We start from the raw sequence: 16338 nt of genomic DNA on the forward strand, positions 1-16338 counted from the left end.
CCTTATGACTTTGCTAAATATTTATAACTAACCACTACGAAACTTAGTACTATGATGAATACTAAAAGTAAACTGACCGTTAGGAATGAAAGAGAGTAATGCACCATATTAAATGTAACATTATCCAATGCAAAAAATTCTAAAGACAGAACTATATATCCGAAAAAAACTCCGATGGTCGCAGAAGCGATATATATAAATATATTTTTTTTGAAAACGAATAAAAAAATATACTGTAGATTGGCACCAAGGTGTTTCATGATATTTAAGGAATAACTATGTCGTTCAACATCCACAAGGCCATTTGCCACTGTATTTAACGAAATAAGGATAATATTTAATATCACAATACATAGGAGATAAAAAACAACATTTGAAAGATCTGAATACTCACTTTCAAGGGTATCTAAGCTCGAATGAAAATCCAAAGAATTATTTAAATTGATTTTATGGACAAAATTTGAGCTACCACTGAACAGTAAATAATTTGCCTTTAAATCATCAATTATAATCATAATTGGATCATTACTTGGTTTAGTTTTTCCTAAGAAGAAATCACTTACTACTTTAACCACTTCAATTTCCTTTAAACCATCTCCAAAGTCAGCATAAAATGTATGATTTATTATGTTCTCTAAAGAAATATTATCAAATAAGTTAGAAAATTCTTTGGTGACTATAACTTTCATTTTTTTGGACGAATCATCGTTTATAGTACTATCAACTTGCCCGCTGGCTGAAATTACTTTCAATCCCAATACATCAACGAATTTCTCTCCAGCATAAAAATAATTTATCGGTGTTACTTCCTCTTCTATCTTCTGCTGTGCAGTAGAGACAGTTATATAGTTAGACGATTTATCGAAAGGGTACCAACTTGAAGCTTCAGTTACTCGTCCATAAGTTGCATTAAGTCGATCTCTTAAGCTGTTCACATCTCTATCATTGAAGCCATCAAGTTTCGTGTAATATATTTCGTCAAGATTATAACCATAATCAGCTCCCTTCGCAGAAAACAACTCATAGGTAACAGCAACGGAAATAAAAACTACTAGAGCAGTTATAAACATTTGTATGAATACTATCAGCTGTATTAACCATAACGTTTGAAATCCGGTGGATTTAGTTATATTTTCGCTATTCTTTAAAGAGATGATTTTTCTAGAAACAAGAATGGTAGATAAAACGTACACTATCAATTGAATGATTATAATTGCTCCAGCCATAGCATAAAAACCATAAATATCAATCACTTTAAGAAGGTTAAATTCATCTGAAAAGAACTTAAGAAAGAAATAGAAAATCGATAAAGATAATGCGGATGATACTATAAAAATGGCTTTATTATTCATTAAACAGCTAATGATAATCTGCCCAGGGCTACCTCCAATACTAAGCAAAGTTTTAGTACGCTCCATTTCAGAAACTTGTATTGAAATAACTGAGCTTACAAAGCCAATACCCCCTAAGATAAAGGAAAAAGCACATACACTATATATTAAATAAAGGTTAGATTTAGAAAACGTAAACCCAAGAGCATCTGGATAATTTAAATCGTAGTGAAGATTTGTTATGTTTCTCATGGATAAGTTTATGAAAGAGTCAGGAGTAAAAGGAGCACCAGGTATTTGCGGAGCATTATCTATTACTATCTGATTCAAATCTATTTGAGTTTGTTCAGCCAATTCGACGAACAAATGAAGATGAGTATCGTACCAATTCCCGTAATTTTTCTGGATATTTGCTGTATAAATTGGGTCAAAGTTAACTATTACATCAGGCTTTATTGATAAAGTATCATCGAGCTCGATTATTTGCTCTATTCTAAAAGCTCCGAGTTTACCTAATTTTAAAGTCTCACCTATCAATGAATTAGTTTCAAATGTTAGCTTTTCAGCAAACTCTTTTGATATAAGTACACTGTTATCACCTAATTCAGGAGAAAAATCATCGCTGAACATAAGTATTTTTTGTGCGTTACTATCAAGGGCAAAAATTTCTGTACTCTTAATTTCTTTTTTGTCATAAAAGGCTGTTAAATTTTCAGTTTTAGCTTTACCTATATTCTTTATTAATTTATTTTTTTCTAATACATGAATTAGAGGTGCAGGTGCTTGGGAGCTTTTTACTTTTTCTCCATTAGGTAAGTTAAATGTTGTTTCAATTTTATAAATATTTTTTTATAATTGTATTTACTGATTTATCTGCAATAAAAAAAGCAAACATTATTCCTAGTAATATTGTACCTAGTGAAAGAGATAATATACCTGTTACGGACGACAGCGTTTTTCCATGAGTAAAAATTTTTAGCATTTTAACATCCTGATATCTTGAATCTTTCAAGTGTGGAAATTATTTTCTGGTCAAACTCGAATTCTGAGTTTTTCGCTACGTCAATAAATTCAGACGAAGCAAACCCCTTTGAAGATTGTTGAAGGTAGTAATAAGCATTCTGAGATTTTTCACATTCATGGGCTTTTTGCCAAAAACATTTTAACCCATACCATGTGTAACAAGCTTGAATATAAGTATTTGGATCCAGCATTCTCTTCGTCCAAGGGGACTCTATAATTCGAGGATGAAACTTTGTTGGTAGACATGGCTCGTAAAGTTCAGCTACATCGAATAAGTTATGGATCATTTCATGGACGATTGCATCAGCAACTGTTTCGATACTAACATTGTCTAAGTGGGGATTTATTAATATAATTAACCCATTACAAATATTTGTAGAAGCACAATTAAACTTATCTTTTGTATTATCAAAACGGATAGCAATAGTAAAAATACTATCTTTTAGTGTTGTGTAGCATGATTCAGAAATAGCCTTAATATAGTCTAAGGCACCGATAATTTTGGAAGAAGAACTTGTGATGTAATGTGATTTTAGCCCCGTATCATTCCAAGGAATATCTTTCTGCTTACCCCTCACCAAATCACTATAAAAATCAAGGAGAATATCAGAATCAGTATGAGTAATATTATTCTTATAAATGTACCCTAGTTTATATTTATAAGCTAAATCGCCACGTAAATTCCAAGTTAATTTTTTTCATTTATTAAATCACTTTTATTTAATTGGTATTCATAAGGTTTAAAACTCAGAAAATATACTTCGTTCGCTAGTAATTGCCTTACATCTTGAAAGTAGTTATTACAATTGCGGCAAGAAACTACAACTTTCCAAAACTTTGGAAGCATTAATAGTTTATAAACTTCATTAGTAGGTATTTTATCAAACAGTTCATATAACTCGGTGTTAGGTAAGATATCTTTTTGAATAATATCTATTAACAATCTTAATTTAAGCTGAGTAAATAAGTGAGCAAAATTAGTTGTTTTTAGCTCTAAAAAATTTGCAAGTTCAACAGTAAGTACATTCATTACACCATCCTTGAGAAAGCTGCTAATACTGAATAATTTAGCAGCACATCACCATATCGTGGCTAATTTTCAAAAGATTTTGACCAGTTCCAAGCTGTGATCGGTGGGGCTAGAGAAATACTATCAACACGAGATTGATCTACACTTTTAATGTTCAGAGTTTGCTCAGAAAAACTGGACTTAAGTGCACTTAGCTTTTCTGAAATTGACACTCTTTCTTTTTCAATAATCATCACATTTCCTTTTCATTTGACTAATTACTAATTACTAATTAGTAATTAGTAATTAGTAAAATTAACTTCCGTAAACATAATGAAATTATTACAACGTAATGTCAATGATTTTTTAATCACCTGAGTAAGTGTAATCAGGGCAAAATCATACTTGAGCGTTATTTATCCTAAAATAAGCTGCTCTCTTACCTCATCTGACCAAGCAGCCTGTTTCAACTTACCTTTCATACTGTCTTTTATCGCGCTTAATTTCGCTAAGTTCATCGCAAATCGTCTGAAGGTCGCCATATTCTCGGGGGCATCACCTCGACGAATACGTGAATCGTCTTCTTTAAATGTCATATCTAATACCCAGTGTGCTGAGTTTTCTATTCCCCAATGCTGGCGAATAGACTTGGCTACTTGCTCTGGGTTTATCCCTAGCGAGCTGATGTAATAACTCGTTTCCATTGTATGACTATCGCCAACATAACGCTGTCGTACTACCTCGACTATGGAGTTGAAATTGACCCAACCGTGGCGCTGCTCAAGCCAATCTGTCACCAACAGTTGAGTGTACGTGCGCTGCTCTATTCGACCATGCCCATCATTTACTGTTTCATGGCTATTTTGCTGGATGAGTGATGGCTGCTCTCGTCTGACTTTGTGATAGTAGGCTTGAATTTCTTTGTTCAATTTTCCTTGGTTATTCTTCACTTGCAGCAAATAGTCTCCGTCTTTCTTGCTGACGGCTTTCGTCACTTTCTTTAAACAATGCATCGCGTCTGCTGTGATGATATTGCCTTTAAGCTCAAGTAATTCAATAAGTGCCATCACTGTTGATACTTCATTCTTCTTACTTTTTGATTTGCATTGTGCTAGTACTAGGCCCTGTTCAACTGCATAAGCTGAAACACTGTGAATAGCTGTTTTTTTATCACCATCATAAGAATGGCGAAGTGTTTTACCGTCAAAGGCAATGACGCTTTGATTATTCGCATCTCTAAGCTCATTAACCCAAGAAACAAAACAAGCTAATAAAGCTTCAGGGGCCAGTGAGCTAATGATACGAGCAATCGTATCATCGACAGGAATACCATTTTCAAATGAACGAAACTTACGTAACCAAGTCAGTTTACTGTCACCGAATTGCTTAATATCCTTCCACCCTTCAGCACCTGAAATAATCGCAGTGACTGTAAGGAATATAACATCCAGCAATTCATGTTTTTTGTTGATGTGTGAACGAGTATCTTGAATGTCGTTGAAATGGTTGATGAATGACATGTTAATCGCCTTTGAGAAAAAGGCGATTTGATCACAGATTCGAAGTAATAATCAAGTTAAGTATGATCTTGCCCTGTAAGTGTAATAACAAAGGTATAATCGCAACGGATCTACTAGACACAAAAACTAAGAAGCTTGTTGTTGAAGTTTTTGAAATGAGGAATCGGGTCGCCCTAGCGAATATGACACCTTCGCCAGATGCCGCTCAAAATTATATATTAGCAGTTGAGCAAGTAGTTAAATTAATTGAAAAACAAAGAGAAAAATTGGAAGCGAAGCATGATAAAAATACTCAGTAAAAGACCTGCTACTCAGACACATGGTACTTTTTTTGATAAAAAGTTAAAATTTATCTATCTAATAAGTACTAACTTGCATATAAATTGAAGTATCTAAATTTTCACAATCTGGGTAATTGCTGAATCAACAGTTTCGAGGCCACTTAAACTTTCACATGCTAAATCAATAGGGCAAGTGCCATTAAATGGCTGATTTCCATTTTTCATTTTCATGAATCCATTTATGTTTTTCGGATTATTAAAAGTGATTTTTAAAGAAGAAGCTATATGTAAGATTAGTTCTACCCTATAATGGATATCAGTGCATTCATCAATGACAGTCAATAATTCTTGTAAATTAAAAATGGCATTATGATTTTTTGTCTTGCAACCTAAAATCGAATACTTTTGATGAGCATCCAATCTCCAGTCTGACAATATGCATTCTATTTTTTTATAACAATTCAAACTAATCATAATACCCTCTATCCATAATTTACCACAATAAAGTATGACTCGTTTTTAATCTAGATCTAAAAGCGCACATCTTAAAATTTACTTGAAATGTAACAACAGCGCTATCGTAAAATATAGAGATTTAAGCACAAAAAAATTTTACATATTGTCGCACCTCTTGATTAGCAAATAAAACTTTAAGTCTACTTAGTTCAAGAACTAGTTAAATTATCATTCACACTCAAATATGGATTAAATTTGTTATATTGACTGTCCAGTTTAGAAATATAAATAATAGGATTTGTTGGGCATAAATCCATAAAAGCCCATTTCCAACATTTTGTACAATTATAGCTTTTTCTTTTCACTAATTTTGTTGACAAGCTCCTCTCATAATTTATACCAAATTTATAAATTATATTTTCTGATATTTCTTTTAGTAGTGCAGACACTTCAGCTTCGCCACTATTAAAAAACTCACTTATAAACTCTATCACTTTGTAATAAAAAAATAATTTATTAGCAAAAATGATATCATCAGTAAGATAGTCACTTTGAAACTTAGATTGAGAATTGCTTTCCCGCTTATTTATTTCTTCAACTCTAGCGCTATCAAGCGAATTATATAAAGCTTCTACGAGACAGGGCATCAAATAACTAGTTTTAAAATTTAAAGAAGGTATAGGTATCTTGTATTGATTTGTTGTTTCCAATAATTTACCTGACGATCTACCAGATAATAAACCTCTTATAAGTTTTAGACTCTGCGCTCTGGACTTCGAGGATAAAGAGTAAAGAAGGGTATTATGCTTATGGCAGTGCCTATAAAAAAACCAATCAGATTTAAAATAACCGAAACCTTCTCTTTTAATCGATTCCTTAATACAAGCTGCACAATACCTCACAGAGATATTTCTCCGTTTGGCTTTTATGGAGTCTTCATTGATTAGTTTAGCTTTAATATTGGAAGCAACGACCCATGGCTCATCTATTTTTTTATATTCAAAACTAAGCGATGATTTTAAAAATAACTCAAGTAATTCAGCATCAGTAGGAAATGTAAAACATTGTTTAAATTTTATAGGGAAATCTAAGTTTGTACACCATAGACCTGATTGATCAATGATACATGAGAAATCCACAACACCATTAACAAGCAAACACCTATAGATCCAGCTGTGCAAAGACTCATCTTGCATAGGTTTCATAGTCTAAATTCCAAATTAAGTTGTTTCCTTAAAATGATAAAATTAATCATACCTCGTTACATACGGCAAATGATATGCATCACCTGACATTTTAGGGAACAATCTTTAAAAACTTATAAATCAAGCAATTCAATAATTGCTTTTAGCTTATTCTGAGGTAAAGACATTAATTTTTTTAAGTCAGCATTACTTCCTTGAACTTTACTATCTTTTAAAAGTGGCTGACCTAACCCAGTCAATAGCCAGTGTAGATTTGCATAAAAGCCTTCTGCGCTTTTAATTGAAGACAGTAATATTAATCTCTCCGTATCGACAAAACAATGGCCAGCCATTGCTTTACGTAGAGGGGATGAATTTGCGTAACCCAATATACTTGAACACTCCTCAACAGAGGCATCAATACATTCGTTGATAAGGTAGCGCAGTCTGTAGGACATTTCTTTTGAAATGTTTGGATCTTTTCTTGTACGAGCCAAAATAAATCATAATATAATTAAAGCGATCATATTATGATAAAATAAAAAGTGCAAAAGTAAAGATATTTTCATATAATGGATTTAATTAAATTTTATAGATTACTCTAATGATTGCTTCTGCCTCAAACAATGTTTTTATAAAAAAACAAAAACCAAAGAAATCTATCGTTTTTGAGACGTATTGGAAGTTTGCTTCTAAGCGTCAAGAAGCTTTTTTAATCGCCTTAATTGCACTCAGGGCCCATGGAGTGAAGATGGAATTATTAGTGAATACAAGTTCACTAATGCTTACAGAGCTTCTGATAGAGTAAGTCAGTACTTAATAAAAAATGTCATTTATTCAAAATGTTGGTCTGACATGGATACAATTTTTAGAGTTTTGTTATTTAAGTTTTTTAATAAAATTGAAACTTGGCAATTACTGGAAGCGTCATTTGGTGAAGTTTCGTTGAAAACTTTCTCTGTAGAAAAGTACGCAAATATACTACAAAAAGCAATGGACAAAAAGCAGAGCATTTATTCAGCAGCCTACATAATTCCCTCAGGTCCAAAAAAAGAATACATGGGGAAACGTAAGCATGAGTTCCACTTAATGTTGCTCCAGAAATTAATGTCAGGCTCCTTTAGTAATGATTTATTATCTTGCACCTCAATGGAAAATGCTTACAAGCGAATTTTAGAAGTTGAGTCTTTAGGCAAGTTTTTAGCATATCAGTTTGTTACTGATTTAAATTATTCAGATTATTTTCAATTCAGTGAACAAGAATTCGTCGTCCCTGGTCCAGGTGCAATGGATGGCATTAAAAAGTGTTTTACAAATTTAGGTGATTACAGTGAAGCAGATATAATCCGCTATATGATGGATAATCAAGAAAACTACTTTGATAAGTTTGGATATTCGTTCAAGAACTTATGGGGCCGGCCTTTACAGTTAATAGACTGTCAAAACCTGTTTTGTGAGGTAGATAAGTACGCAAGAGTAGCACATCCAGAAGTTTCTGGAATTAGCGGCAGAACCCGCATCAAGCAAAAGTTTAAACCTCAAAAATCGCCTATTGAGGTTTGGTACCCGCCTAAATGGAATATTAACAATAATATAGAATCTATTTATCCGGGTGTGGCTGCAATGTAAGTGTTCTTTTTTCAGCGTCCACCTGCAAAATGCCCGCACCGGAAATCTTTAGTTCACGAAAAATTCTATAGCCTTCTAAAATACAATGCTGCCATTCCCAAGGCTCACATTGGCTAACTTCATAACCTCTAACCAGTCGTTGTACTCGTTTAATTAAATCTAAATCAACACGGCGAATTCCCTTTAAAAACTCTGGTCTAGCAAAATCATATATGTGATTGATTATCGCTTCTTCTATAATTGCAGCTCTTGCGCCATCTTCCACTTCATCAACTTTAGAATCGCTTTTGCGTTTAGCTTTTAATAGCCTTCTAAAAACAGGCGACCAACCTAACAAGCCAGCTCCGGCAATGTGAAATACGTCATGAAACCTATAACCATCGTCTTCATATGAGTTATCTGTGAGTCTATCTCCTAATTGAACACCGTTCATACGCATTATCGTTGTATTGGGGTCTTTTAGAGGGAGAAATTCGATTTCAAATTTCCTTGGTAATTGTTCATACTCAGGAAAATTACTATCAAATTTTGCAGCAGGCAATTCATCATGCCCCCAATATGAAAGTGTTTTATTTACACATTTATCAGCAATCTCACTTAAGTCTTGCTCAACAAACCCTGCAAGGTGTTGCAAATTACGAAGAGTTTCTAAGTATAAATTTACAACTTCCTGATTTGCCGAACCAATTTCAAATAATGCTCCCCTTTTTTTATGAAGCAAGTAAATTTGGTCAAGTAAAGAATATGTTGATTGGAAAATATCTAGCTCTACCCCTTTATAACTAGGCCACTCATCAAAAGTAACATTCATTCTGGAAGCCATTACTACAACATACCAAAGAATATCTCCGATTTCTTCAGAGAAATGCTCCGTAAAATGCGAGTAGGCTTTACCATCTCTTTGTTTCTTTTTGAGTACAGAAGCTAATGAACCTAGCTCTCCTATAGCACCGAGTATTGCTATGTCAGGTCCATTTTCATGAGCCCAATTTATCTTAACTGTCCTTGAAGCTTCCTGTTGAAATTGATTTGCATCCATATTTATTCTTCCAGTGACTCTAACAGCTTATTGAAAGCTCTAACTTTTCCAGTGTCGTCTAACTGCGCATACGTGGCATGGCATACTAACGCTCCCATACTGACTCCCACTTCTCGGCATATGAAACTTTGTAACCGAGCAAGGCCAAGTAAGTTACCCATAGCCTTATCAATAAAAAACTGCGATCTATAAACAGCAGTTAGGTGGAGCTCTTTTCTATCATAAGATAATTTGAAACTTAAATGGCTTAAACACGGAAAACCATATCGACTTCTATCGTTGTGATTTATTGGAATAGATTCACTGTCATCAAGAGATATTTCATGTGCGCACCGTATACCTGAAGGTGATTTTGCGGCTTTTTTTAATCGAGATATTACCTCTTTCACTGGATTTATTTTATGACCTATGGCACTTGAACCACGCACAATACGCATTGCATAAGTACCTCGGTTGTTAGCTTGGATTCCTTTAATAGTTGGATAAACCTGCTCAGGATAAATTGTATAAACACCTTCCACACCGTACTTTTTGTAGAGGCTTGCCGGAAAAATTGTTTCAGCCACTGTATGTGAATTATAAGAGAGATTATCTTTTGCAAAACAGTCGAACTTATCTCTTATTTCTTTTGTTCTAGTCGTCGTTTGGCCTGGCTTTTTTACTTCAAGAATTAGGTTATATTCAATCTTGTGCGACGTCCCATTTTTTAGATGTTTAACAGCTTGTAACCAAGCTTCTTCTCGTGTGTCAGTGCTAATTACATGCATATTATTTAGCTACCTTTATTAAAGCAAATGCTCTTGTTTTTAAAAAATTCAGAAAGCCAACAGTGACCATTATCACCCCATGAAACTCCCCAACTATTTCTTATTAGAAAGAAATCTGATCCGCATCGTCCCTTCGCTTTTCCAACAATTAAAACTGCGTGATTTCCTATTTCGCCAATCTCATCATCAAGAATGTATGGCGAAGATATAGTTTGAAATGCTTTTGGCAAAGCAATACATGCAACTACCACCTCTCCACCTTTTAGGTGCTCATTAATCGAGTCAATACAAGTTATAGACTCAGTAGCCCTAGCATAATGTTTCGGTTTGATGTTGCTAGGTGGTAAACGGGGAGAAGTTGCTAAACTATCATATGAAAATTGTGCTTCGCTTGGCTGTCCTTCACCATACAAAACTTCAATGATGCTTTTAGTCGTTAGACCAAGTTGAAAATTGGCATGTCCATCTTTTTTATAAGCATGATGTGCAAGGTATTCGACAGATAAATCAAATTCAAGTTGGTTACGTACAGAGTTAAAGTCACTAGCGGCAAAAGCAAGACAAAGAGGGCGTGGCCCTTGGTCTCTTACATTTGGTAATAAACCTCTCAAATCTGTTTCTATAATTAACGGACTGCTCATTGATTATATGCCCGTGGCAAACCACTTTCTTGACCACGAAAGTCCAGTGTAACTTCAAAAGAATTGATAGGTTTTCCGTCTACATCCCAAGCCCTATTCTCTTGAGTATTAATTTGCGCTACCTGATCACCTTGAAGAACCCGCTTTCTTTGTGTTAATCCACCGACTCTGGAGCTGCTATCATTGTTATGTGAGATCTAATAACGTATTTACAATTGTAGATGAAGGGATTTCAGTCCAAGAATAACCACTTGTAGAATGCTCTTGTAGTTCAATAATTACAGTATCTTCAGGTCCCGATAGTATATAACTTCCATTATCTTTTTCTGTTAGGATAAAGACATCTGGATGAGATGCATTTATCCCTAAGCCTTTCAAAAGACACTGCTTTATTGACTTTGGAGATACTGATGCAGCTATAGTTGATTCTTGCAAAGAAATAAATTTATGGTTTTGCATAGCTACTCTTGTTGCTGAGTAGCTAGCACCTAACCGCAGGGACAATTGATAAATAGTTTCAGGGTTCTTCAAGTCTGGCTTTGCGTAATTTTGTCGCCGTATCGTATAACCAACTAAACTTTTAGGAAGTATAAATTCTGATGCAAATGCTTCTGCCTCAACTTCTTTAAAAGGTGCATTGCCTTTAACGTTACGGGCATCTCCTATAGATTCTTCACTATCTAAACTGGTACCATGTTGCAGCCAGAAATGACCGAGTTCATGCGCTGCGGTGAAACGTTGTATCGGTAAGCGTCTGTTTGTTGAAACCATTACACCATGCGTCTTTCCATGCATGGTGTAAGCACCAAGTAACCCCTCCAAAGGCCTACACACAGTCACTACATCTAATTGTTTCAAGCTGTCAAATACGTCTATTTGATGTAAACCTTCTTTAATTTTTGTTTTAAGCCCTAAACGAGATAAAGCTTCCGATGCTCCACGAGTACCACGTAAAGTAGCTTCCCTATAATTCATTTTTCACCTGATGACTTCATTGATAAAAATTCAGCAAATTTATCCAGCTCTAGGCGGTCATTTTCTGATAACTTGTCAATATTTCTAGCGAATACAGCCGCATTTGGATTTGGCTCAACGCTAAAATTTTGATCTGTAAAATATGCTACTGGTCTTTGATAAAGCTTCGCTAGTGACATTAACTCGACTGTATCTAGCTTTCTTTGTCCGTTTTCAATAAGAGAAATGGCTGATCTATTTATACCTATTTCTGTAGCAGCACGTTCCTGAGAAATGTCTAAATACTCTCGGGCTTCTTTTAATTTTGTACCTATTACAACTCGAGCATCTGAACTCATTTTACTTCTCCTCAGCTTTATCGAACTCGAGCTCTAACTGTTCCATAATATGATCAACAGCTTCGAGGACAGAATCATAACCTCCACATTTAATCCAAGAGGGATCTAGTTGTGTTCCAGTGTAACTCTCAACCACTGGAGAAATTTTAACCACAGCTTTTGAGTCAACAGCTGGTGTATCCCACAAACCTTCGTCGTCAGTTTCAAATTCAGCAAATTGAACTTCAGAATCAAGTTCATCAATTAATTCAGCTTTAAGCTTTTTTTTAATTTTTTATATTCAGCTTTTGTTATTTTTAGTGATGTTTTGCTCATCATAAATACACCTTGTTACGTTATCTAACAACATATAGCACGCCTGTGTGAAAATCAAACAAAACAACTCTATGTATTTGATATTAATCAACCCAAGCTGTCGCTATTACCCATTTATTGTCAATAACTATTGCGTGTCCAGAACATTGGTAAGCTGCCAAACAAACCGAAAAATTGTATATATTATTAGTTATCAAAGATATAGAAGGTGAAATGGTTTTTAACGTTATTGTATCAGCGTCACTTATAGCCCTTAACGCTTTGAATGCGCTTTCCTTCGCAGAAAATAAAATCGATGAGAAAATATGAAATGGGAGGTTTAAGTCCTCAAAATTTGAAAAATCTCGACTCAAACTGAAAACAGCAGCTGTCTTAGCGTTCCATTTATCAACTCGCTCAATATCTACACCCAATGATAAAACTTCAGTTTTAAGCCCAGCCAATGTAACTACGTACGGATACTTATGAGAAATACTGCCAGCTAACCCCGAAGGGAGTTTAGGCCTTCCATCGACAAAACGACCAATCGTTGATTCGACCAAAGATATTTTTTTATTGCTTCTTTTAGGCAATTTCTGCCAGCAATGAACTCAGCAGCTCTTCCTAGACTTGCTTTAGACGATAAATATAGCTCATCAGGTTCTAAAGGCTTTTGTAAATCAACTATACGGCCACAGAAACTCTTACAAATAGAGGGGGTGATCAATTTTAAAGCTTTTTCTAATTCATTTAGCAACAACAGAACCTCCATTTCAAACACTAATAAAATCAATTACTAGTTTTACACTTATCCGTGTATTAGGCTACATTTAACATATTAAAATCGGTTACCAGTGGAAAGTATTATGCAAAATAAAATAGCACTGATGGGAGTTTCTGGGGCAGGTAAAGACTTCATTGCAAACCATCTTATTAAAGAGTTTGATTACCAGCGCTTTTCATTTAGTGACCAACTTAAGAGAATTGCGGCTATGATTTATCCATGGTTAGAAAAAGATTACCCTCCATTGGTTAAAGAAGAACCATTAAACATCACTTTGAACTCTGGGGAATTAATTACAAAATCACCTCGAGATATTTGGTTGCACTTAAATGCATTACGAGATATTGAAAGAGATATTTACATTAGAATGCTAAATGAAGAAATAACGAATTTTAAAGATAAATGTAAAAACATACTTATTTCCGATATCAGATCGGAAGATGAATTTAAGTGGTGCAGCTCAAACGGATTTAAAATAATTTATATAAAGGCAAATAAGAAGATTTACAAAAGCTACACTATTGATTCACAGATATCTGAAATGGCTTCTAAAGCGGATTTTATTTTCGAGAACAATTTTAATGGGTTGGATGAATTTGATTTATTTTACCAAGATATTATTAGTAACAATATTATTTGTACAAGCTCTGACTTGATCTGACAGTTACCCATTCTTGTCAGATCTTGTCTGAACTAATACAGTTAAATAACTGGCTGGTATGCTATTTACGTCAAAGTCGCTCGGTAATTAGACCGACATAATCCCTTGGTAATCACACTAATACATATTATTTATTAGTTAGTTATACTTGTTGTTTAATTATCGGCTTAGTTCTTTGTTTATTTTTTGATAGATAGCTATAGTCTCAGGTAATTTATGTTGGTAACGAATTAGCCAACCGTGCCCTCCTAATTTTTCATCCAGCTGCGAGCGTGAAATTGGTCCTATTAAATTCCCCATAATTGATTCTACCCTCGCAGTCAAAGCACTATCCCTTTTCTTCCAATCAACTTTTGACCGTATTTTAGGTCTAGTTGGCGCAGGCAATGTATTATCTAACCAATATTTTTCATGGGCATACAGCCAGTGAAAAGCTGCATAAAAACTATTTTTTATTTCTTGTTTAATGGCAAAGGGGTTATTTCTTATAGCTCTTAATATTACTGCTTTATACTTTCTCCTTTTTGATTGGAATCTAAATTGCTTTCGCTTTTCTACTAAGCCCTCTACGGTCGAAATTATTTGTTCAACGCTACCTGAAGATATTTGAAAGTGGTCTGCAATCATTTTGCGATGAAAACCTTTGTTAGCTAGAAGCAACACTCCCCGTTTTATTGATTCTGTTATATATCTTGGTTTTAAATTTAATGGAATATTGAGCTTCAATGCTAAGGCTTTAATATAGCAACGGCTTTTGCCTGTAATTCGGTTGATAGTTGCCATTGACTCACCACGACGAAGTAGCTTAATACATTCTTCTTCTATCCGAATCGCTGGTTTTGATTCTACCAATAGAGCATCACATTTAACCAAATTAACTGTTTGTTTCATAAGCCAAAAGCCAAATAAAAGAAATTTAATCGGATGCTGTGAAACTTTACCTGATAGTAAGTAAGAAATATAACGACAGTCTTTCACTGACCTAGGAAGAAAAGCGAGAGTGTCACAGGCTAAGTATTGAGAGAATTGATAGAAGCTTTTTAAAATCTTAGCTGTACGATAACTACCTCTATTCGTTATATATCCAAGTTTTTCAAGCTGTATCTTAAAAGTTAATAAAGCGAAGCGTTTATCACTATGACTGACTTGAGTTAATACTTCATACGTATATTGTGCAAACTCACAACTAAGCCTGTTAGTTGCTCTAGAGCTAACATCTAAGGGGGAGTAAGTAATGGCTTAATCTTGAGCGACTTTCTAACAAAAAATGTTCTAACTGAACCCTATGCAATGAGCAGGATTCAACACCAGGGATTTGGTGACTTCTGTGCCAATATGATATACCAAACTCTTTAGCATTAGCTCTAGCACATTCAGGACAAAACTTAATAGAGATTTGCTCTCTTTCACGAACACAAGTTAATTGACAAGCGCGAATAGCTTCACTTGCTTTACTAGATATCAAAGCATTCGAAATAATTGAGTCGTAAGATGGCAAAAAATGCATAAACAAAGGAGCTAATGTTTGCATCTTTAAAACTTCAATTGGTAATTCGTGACTAAATTTACAGACTTGTTCAAGGCCCGCGGTTAAATAAGGGTGAATAGTTACTTTATGATTACCAAATACATCAGATAAATAATGCTCACAAGTCATACCACTCAAAGTAAAGTGACGCACAATACGGCTGAATATTATTTCATCTGGATAAGGTAAAGGAAGTTGCATTCATTTAGGATTTCAAGTTCAACGATGTAGTAACTTTAGACTACAAACAGACTTGCTGCCTATTTTTTGAACACATCAAAATAACTCTGATAAAGGATCTTCAAGTAACATCTTTTTTTGTTTTAAAAAACTAATTGGATCTTTTAAACCACTAGCCTGTTGAAATATATCGCGAACTTTTACTCTGTCGTTTAAATCGACAGCACCTATTAATTCAATTAGTTGACCCGCAAATTCTGGATGTTGCGGTTTAGTAATATCGCCAGTTTTATCTATAGTACTCACTCTTTCTGTCTCAATCTTTTTAGTACTACGTCGCTGTTTTCCTATTGGTAAAGTAATTACACTTTTTAGTTCATGAATCTCATTGGTTTGTCGGGATAAACCGCATGCTATTGCATTGCCAGCCTCGAGTGTTGATACTGTTAGACGCTCATCACTGCTGCCAATCACTAATCGCTGTGCCTCTCGATAAGTCCGGCTTGCCATGTCTATATTCCCAACCGAAAGATTGTGTAATGAGTCGTTGAGCTCTTCCGAGAGCTCTGTATAAACATTAGTCCATTGATAATTCCAAAGTTGAGTTATAAACGCCCGCCATGAATCACTGTCCTTAGCAAGGACAGACATAGTGTGATGGTATCCACTTTCAGCTCTTCTAGCTGCTTTCAATTCCT

The 16338-nt window shown here is 34.6% G+C and carries 19 protein-coding genes and 1 pseudogene; 3 read left to right on the top strand and 17 right to left on the bottom strand.

Going from position 1 to position 16338, the window contains the following annotated elements:
* Window positions 1–2 precede the first annotated feature (2 nt).
* The 5 genes from darB to P4S71_RS06280 form a co-directional block, all read right to left on the bottom strand.
* Complete coding sequence (darB, locus tag P4S71_RS06260; RefSeq protein ID WP_337151600.1) at window positions 3–2174, bottom strand: darobactin export ABC transporter permease subunit; 2172 nt, start codon at window positions 2172–2174, stop codon at window positions 3–5.
* 140 nt (window positions 2175–2314) lie between these two features.
* Window positions 2315–2932, bottom strand: a complete 618-nt coding sequence (locus tag P4S71_RS06265) for a hypothetical protein (RefSeq protein WP_337150309.1) — start codon at window positions 2930–2932, stop codon at window positions 2315–2317.
* A gap of 110 nt (window positions 2933–3042) precedes the next feature.
* Window positions 3043–3384 (bottom strand): hypothetical protein, encoded by a 342-nt coding sequence (locus P4S71_RS06270; RefSeq protein WP_337150310.1) that lies wholly within the window; start codon window positions 3382–3384, stop codon window positions 3043–3045.
* 62 nt (window positions 3385–3446) lie between these two features.
* On the bottom strand, window positions 3447–3617 hold the full coding sequence (gene darA / locus P4S71_RS06275) for a darobactin family peptide antibiotic (RefSeq protein WP_337150311.1): 171 nt from the start codon (window positions 3615–3617) through the stop codon (window positions 3447–3449).
* Window positions 3618–3779: 162 nt separating this feature from the next.
* Entirely contained in the window at window positions 3780–4883 is a 1104-nt protein-coding gene (locus P4S71_RS06280; protein ID WP_096793603.1) for an ISAs1 family transposase, read from the bottom strand.
* A 62-nt stretch (window positions 4884–4945) separates the two neighbouring features.
* Here P4S71_RS06280 and P4S71_RS06285 point away from each other — a divergent pair, with 62 nt between their 5' ends.
* Window positions 4946–5182 (top strand): hypothetical protein, encoded by a 237-nt coding sequence (locus P4S71_RS06285; RefSeq protein ID WP_337150312.1) that lies wholly within the window; start codon window positions 4946–4948, stop codon window positions 5180–5182.
* Window positions 5183–5275: 93 nt separating this feature from the next.
* On the opposite strand, the gene P4S71_RS06290 is transcribed toward P4S71_RS06285, so the two are convergent.
* The 3 genes from P4S71_RS06290 to P4S71_RS06300 all read right to left on the bottom strand — a co-directional run bounded on the left by P4S71_RS06290 (window position 5276) and on the right by P4S71_RS06300 (window position 7301).
* The gene (locus P4S71_RS06290; protein ID WP_337150313.1) at window positions 5276–5638 is read right to left on the bottom strand and encodes a hypothetical protein; all 363 of its coding nucleotides are present in this window, start codon (window positions 5636–5638) and stop codon (window positions 5276–5278) included.
* A 191-nt stretch (window positions 5639–5829) separates the two neighbouring features.
* The gene (locus tag P4S71_RS06295; protein WP_337150314.1) at window positions 5830–6825 is read right to left on the bottom strand and encodes a TniQ family protein; all 996 of its coding nucleotides are present in this window, start codon (window positions 6823–6825) and stop codon (window positions 5830–5832) included.
* A gap of 113 nt (window positions 6826–6938) precedes the next feature.
* Window positions 6939–7301: a hypothetical protein gene (locus tag P4S71_RS06300; RefSeq protein ID WP_337150315.1), complete on the bottom strand. Its 363-nt coding sequence runs from the start codon at window positions 7299–7301 to the stop codon at window positions 6939–6941.
* A gap of 223 nt (window positions 7302–7524) precedes the next feature.
* Between P4S71_RS06300 and P4S71_RS06305 the strand changes: the two are divergent.
* Window positions 7525–8433, top strand: a pseudogene (locus P4S71_RS06305) (nucleotide kinase domain-containing protein); the annotation flags it as partial.
* Here P4S71_RS06305 and P4S71_RS06310 read toward each other — a convergent pair.
* The 6 genes from P4S71_RS06310 to P4S71_RS06335 form a co-directional block, all read right to left on the bottom strand.
* Window positions 8405–9472, bottom strand: a complete 1068-nt coding sequence (locus tag P4S71_RS06310; RefSeq protein ID WP_337150316.1) for a hypothetical protein — start codon at window positions 9470–9472, stop codon at window positions 8405–8407. The pseudogene P4S71_RS06305 and the gene P4S71_RS06310 sit on opposite strands and share 29 nt — an antisense overlap.
* Window positions 9473–9474: 2 nt before the next feature.
* Window positions 9475–10239: a hypothetical protein gene (locus P4S71_RS06315; RefSeq protein WP_337150317.1), complete on the bottom strand. Its 765-nt coding sequence runs from the start codon at window positions 10237–10239 to the stop codon at window positions 9475–9477.
* A 5-nt stretch (window positions 10240–10244) separates the two neighbouring features.
* Window positions 10245–10880 carry a C1 family peptidase gene (locus P4S71_RS06320; RefSeq protein WP_337150318.1) on the bottom strand — a complete coding sequence of 212 codons (636 nt, stop codon included), beginning with the start codon at window positions 10878–10880 and terminating at the stop codon, window positions 10245–10247.
* A 186-nt stretch (window positions 10881–11066) separates the two neighbouring features.
* A complete protein-coding gene (locus P4S71_RS06325; protein WP_337150319.1) occupies window positions 11067–11855 on the bottom strand; it encodes an ImmA/IrrE family metallo-endopeptidase in 789 nt (262 codons plus the stop codon).
* A complete protein-coding gene (locus P4S71_RS06330) occupies window positions 11852–12193 on the bottom strand; it encodes a helix-turn-helix domain-containing protein (protein WP_337150320.1) in 342 nt (113 codons plus the stop codon). The genes P4S71_RS06325 and P4S71_RS06330 overlap by 4 nt, the downstream gene beginning before the upstream one ends.
* 398 nt (window positions 12194–12591) lie before the next feature.
* On the bottom strand, window positions 12592–13080 hold the full coding sequence (locus tag P4S71_RS06335; RefSeq protein WP_337150321.1) for a hypothetical protein: 489 nt from the start codon (window positions 13078–13080) through the stop codon (window positions 12592–12594).
* A gap of 273 nt (window positions 13081–13353) precedes the next feature.
* Between P4S71_RS06335 and P4S71_RS06340 the strand changes: the two genes are divergently transcribed.
* Window positions 13354–13932: a hypothetical protein gene (locus tag P4S71_RS06340; RefSeq protein ID WP_337150322.1), complete on the top strand. Its 579-nt coding sequence runs from the start codon at window positions 13354–13356 to the stop codon at window positions 13930–13932.
* A gap of 159 nt (window positions 13933–14091) precedes the next feature.
* Here P4S71_RS06340 and P4S71_RS06345 read toward each other — a convergent pair whose 3' ends face one another.
* The 3 genes from P4S71_RS06345 to P4S71_RS06355 all read right to left on the bottom strand — a co-directional run bounded on the left by P4S71_RS06345 (window position 14092) and on the right by P4S71_RS06355 (window position 16333).
* Complete coding sequence (locus P4S71_RS06345) at window positions 14092–14823, bottom strand: TnsD family Tn7-like transposition protein (RefSeq protein ID WP_337150323.1); 732 nt, start codon at window positions 14821–14823, stop codon at window positions 14092–14094.
* 319 nt (window positions 14824–15142) lie between these two features.
* Entirely contained in the window at window positions 15143–15661 is a 519-nt protein-coding gene (locus tag P4S71_RS06350; protein ID WP_337150324.1) for a TniQ family protein, read from the bottom strand.
* A 75-nt stretch (window positions 15662–15736) separates the two neighbouring features.
* Window positions 15737–16333, bottom strand: coding sequence for a hypothetical protein (locus P4S71_RS06355; protein ID WP_337150325.1), 597 nt, complete (start codon window positions 16331–16333; stop codon window positions 15737–15739).
* Between the last annotated feature and the right edge of the window lie 5 nt (window positions 16334–16338).

Source organism: Pseudoalteromonas sp. B62 (genome assembly GCF_037162565.1).
Taxonomy (GTDB): Bacteria; Pseudomonadota; Gammaproteobacteria; order Enterobacterales; family Alteromonadaceae; genus Pseudoalteromonas; species Pseudoalteromonas fuliginea.

Bases quoted from the DNA above. Each gene is read 5' to 3' on its own strand.
- P4S71_RS06270 (WP_337150310.1), bottom strand. From the start codon at position 3,384: ATGAATGTACTTACTGTTGAACTTGCAAATTTTTTAGAGCTAAAAACA.
- darA (WP_337150311.1), bottom strand. From the start codon at position 3,617: ATGATTATTGAAAAAGAAAGAGTGTCAATTTCAGAAAAGCTAAGTGCA.
- P4S71_RS06280 (WP_096793603.1), bottom strand. From the start codon at position 4,883: ATGTCATTCATCAACCATTTCAACGACATTCAAGATACTCGTTCACAC.
- P4S71_RS06285 (WP_337150312.1), top strand. From the start codon at position 4,946: ATGATCTTGCCCTGTAAGTGTAATAACAAAGGTATAATCGCAACGGAT.
- P4S71_RS06290 (WP_337150313.1), bottom strand. From the start codon at position 5,638: ATGATTAGTTTGAATTGTTATAAAAAAATAGAATGCATATTGTCAGAC.
- P4S71_RS06295 (WP_337150314.1), bottom strand. From the start codon at position 6,825: ATGAAACCTATGCAAGATGAGTCTTTGCACAGCTGGATCTATAGGTGT.
- P4S71_RS06310 (WP_337150316.1), bottom strand. From the start codon at position 9,472: ATGGATGCAAATCAATTTCAACAGGAAGCTTCAAGGACAGTTAAGATA.
- P4S71_RS06315 (WP_337150317.1), bottom strand. From the start codon at position 10,239: ATGCATGTAATTAGCACTGACACACGAGAAGAAGCTTGGTTACAAGCT.
- P4S71_RS06320 (WP_337150318.1), bottom strand. From the start codon at position 10,880: ATGAGCAGTCCGTTAATTATAGAAACAGATTTGAGAGGTTTATTACCA.
- P4S71_RS06325 (WP_337150319.1), bottom strand. From the start codon at position 11,855: ATGAATTATAGGGAAGCTACTTTACGTGGTACTCGTGGAGCATCGGAA.
- P4S71_RS06330 (WP_337150320.1), bottom strand. From the start codon at position 12,193: ATGAGTTCAGATGCTCGAGTTGTAATAGGTACAAAATTAAAAGAAGCC.
- P4S71_RS06340 (WP_337150322.1), top strand. From the start codon at position 13,354: ATGCAAAATAAAATAGCACTGATGGGAGTTTCTGGGGCAGGTAAAGAC.
- P4S71_RS06345 (WP_337150323.1), bottom strand. From the start codon at position 14,823: ATGAAACAAACAGTTAATTTGGTTAAATGTGATGCTCTATTGGTAGAA.
- P4S71_RS06350 (WP_337150324.1), bottom strand. From the start codon at position 15,661: ATGCAACTTCCTTTACCTTATCCAGATGAAATAATATTCAGCCGTATT.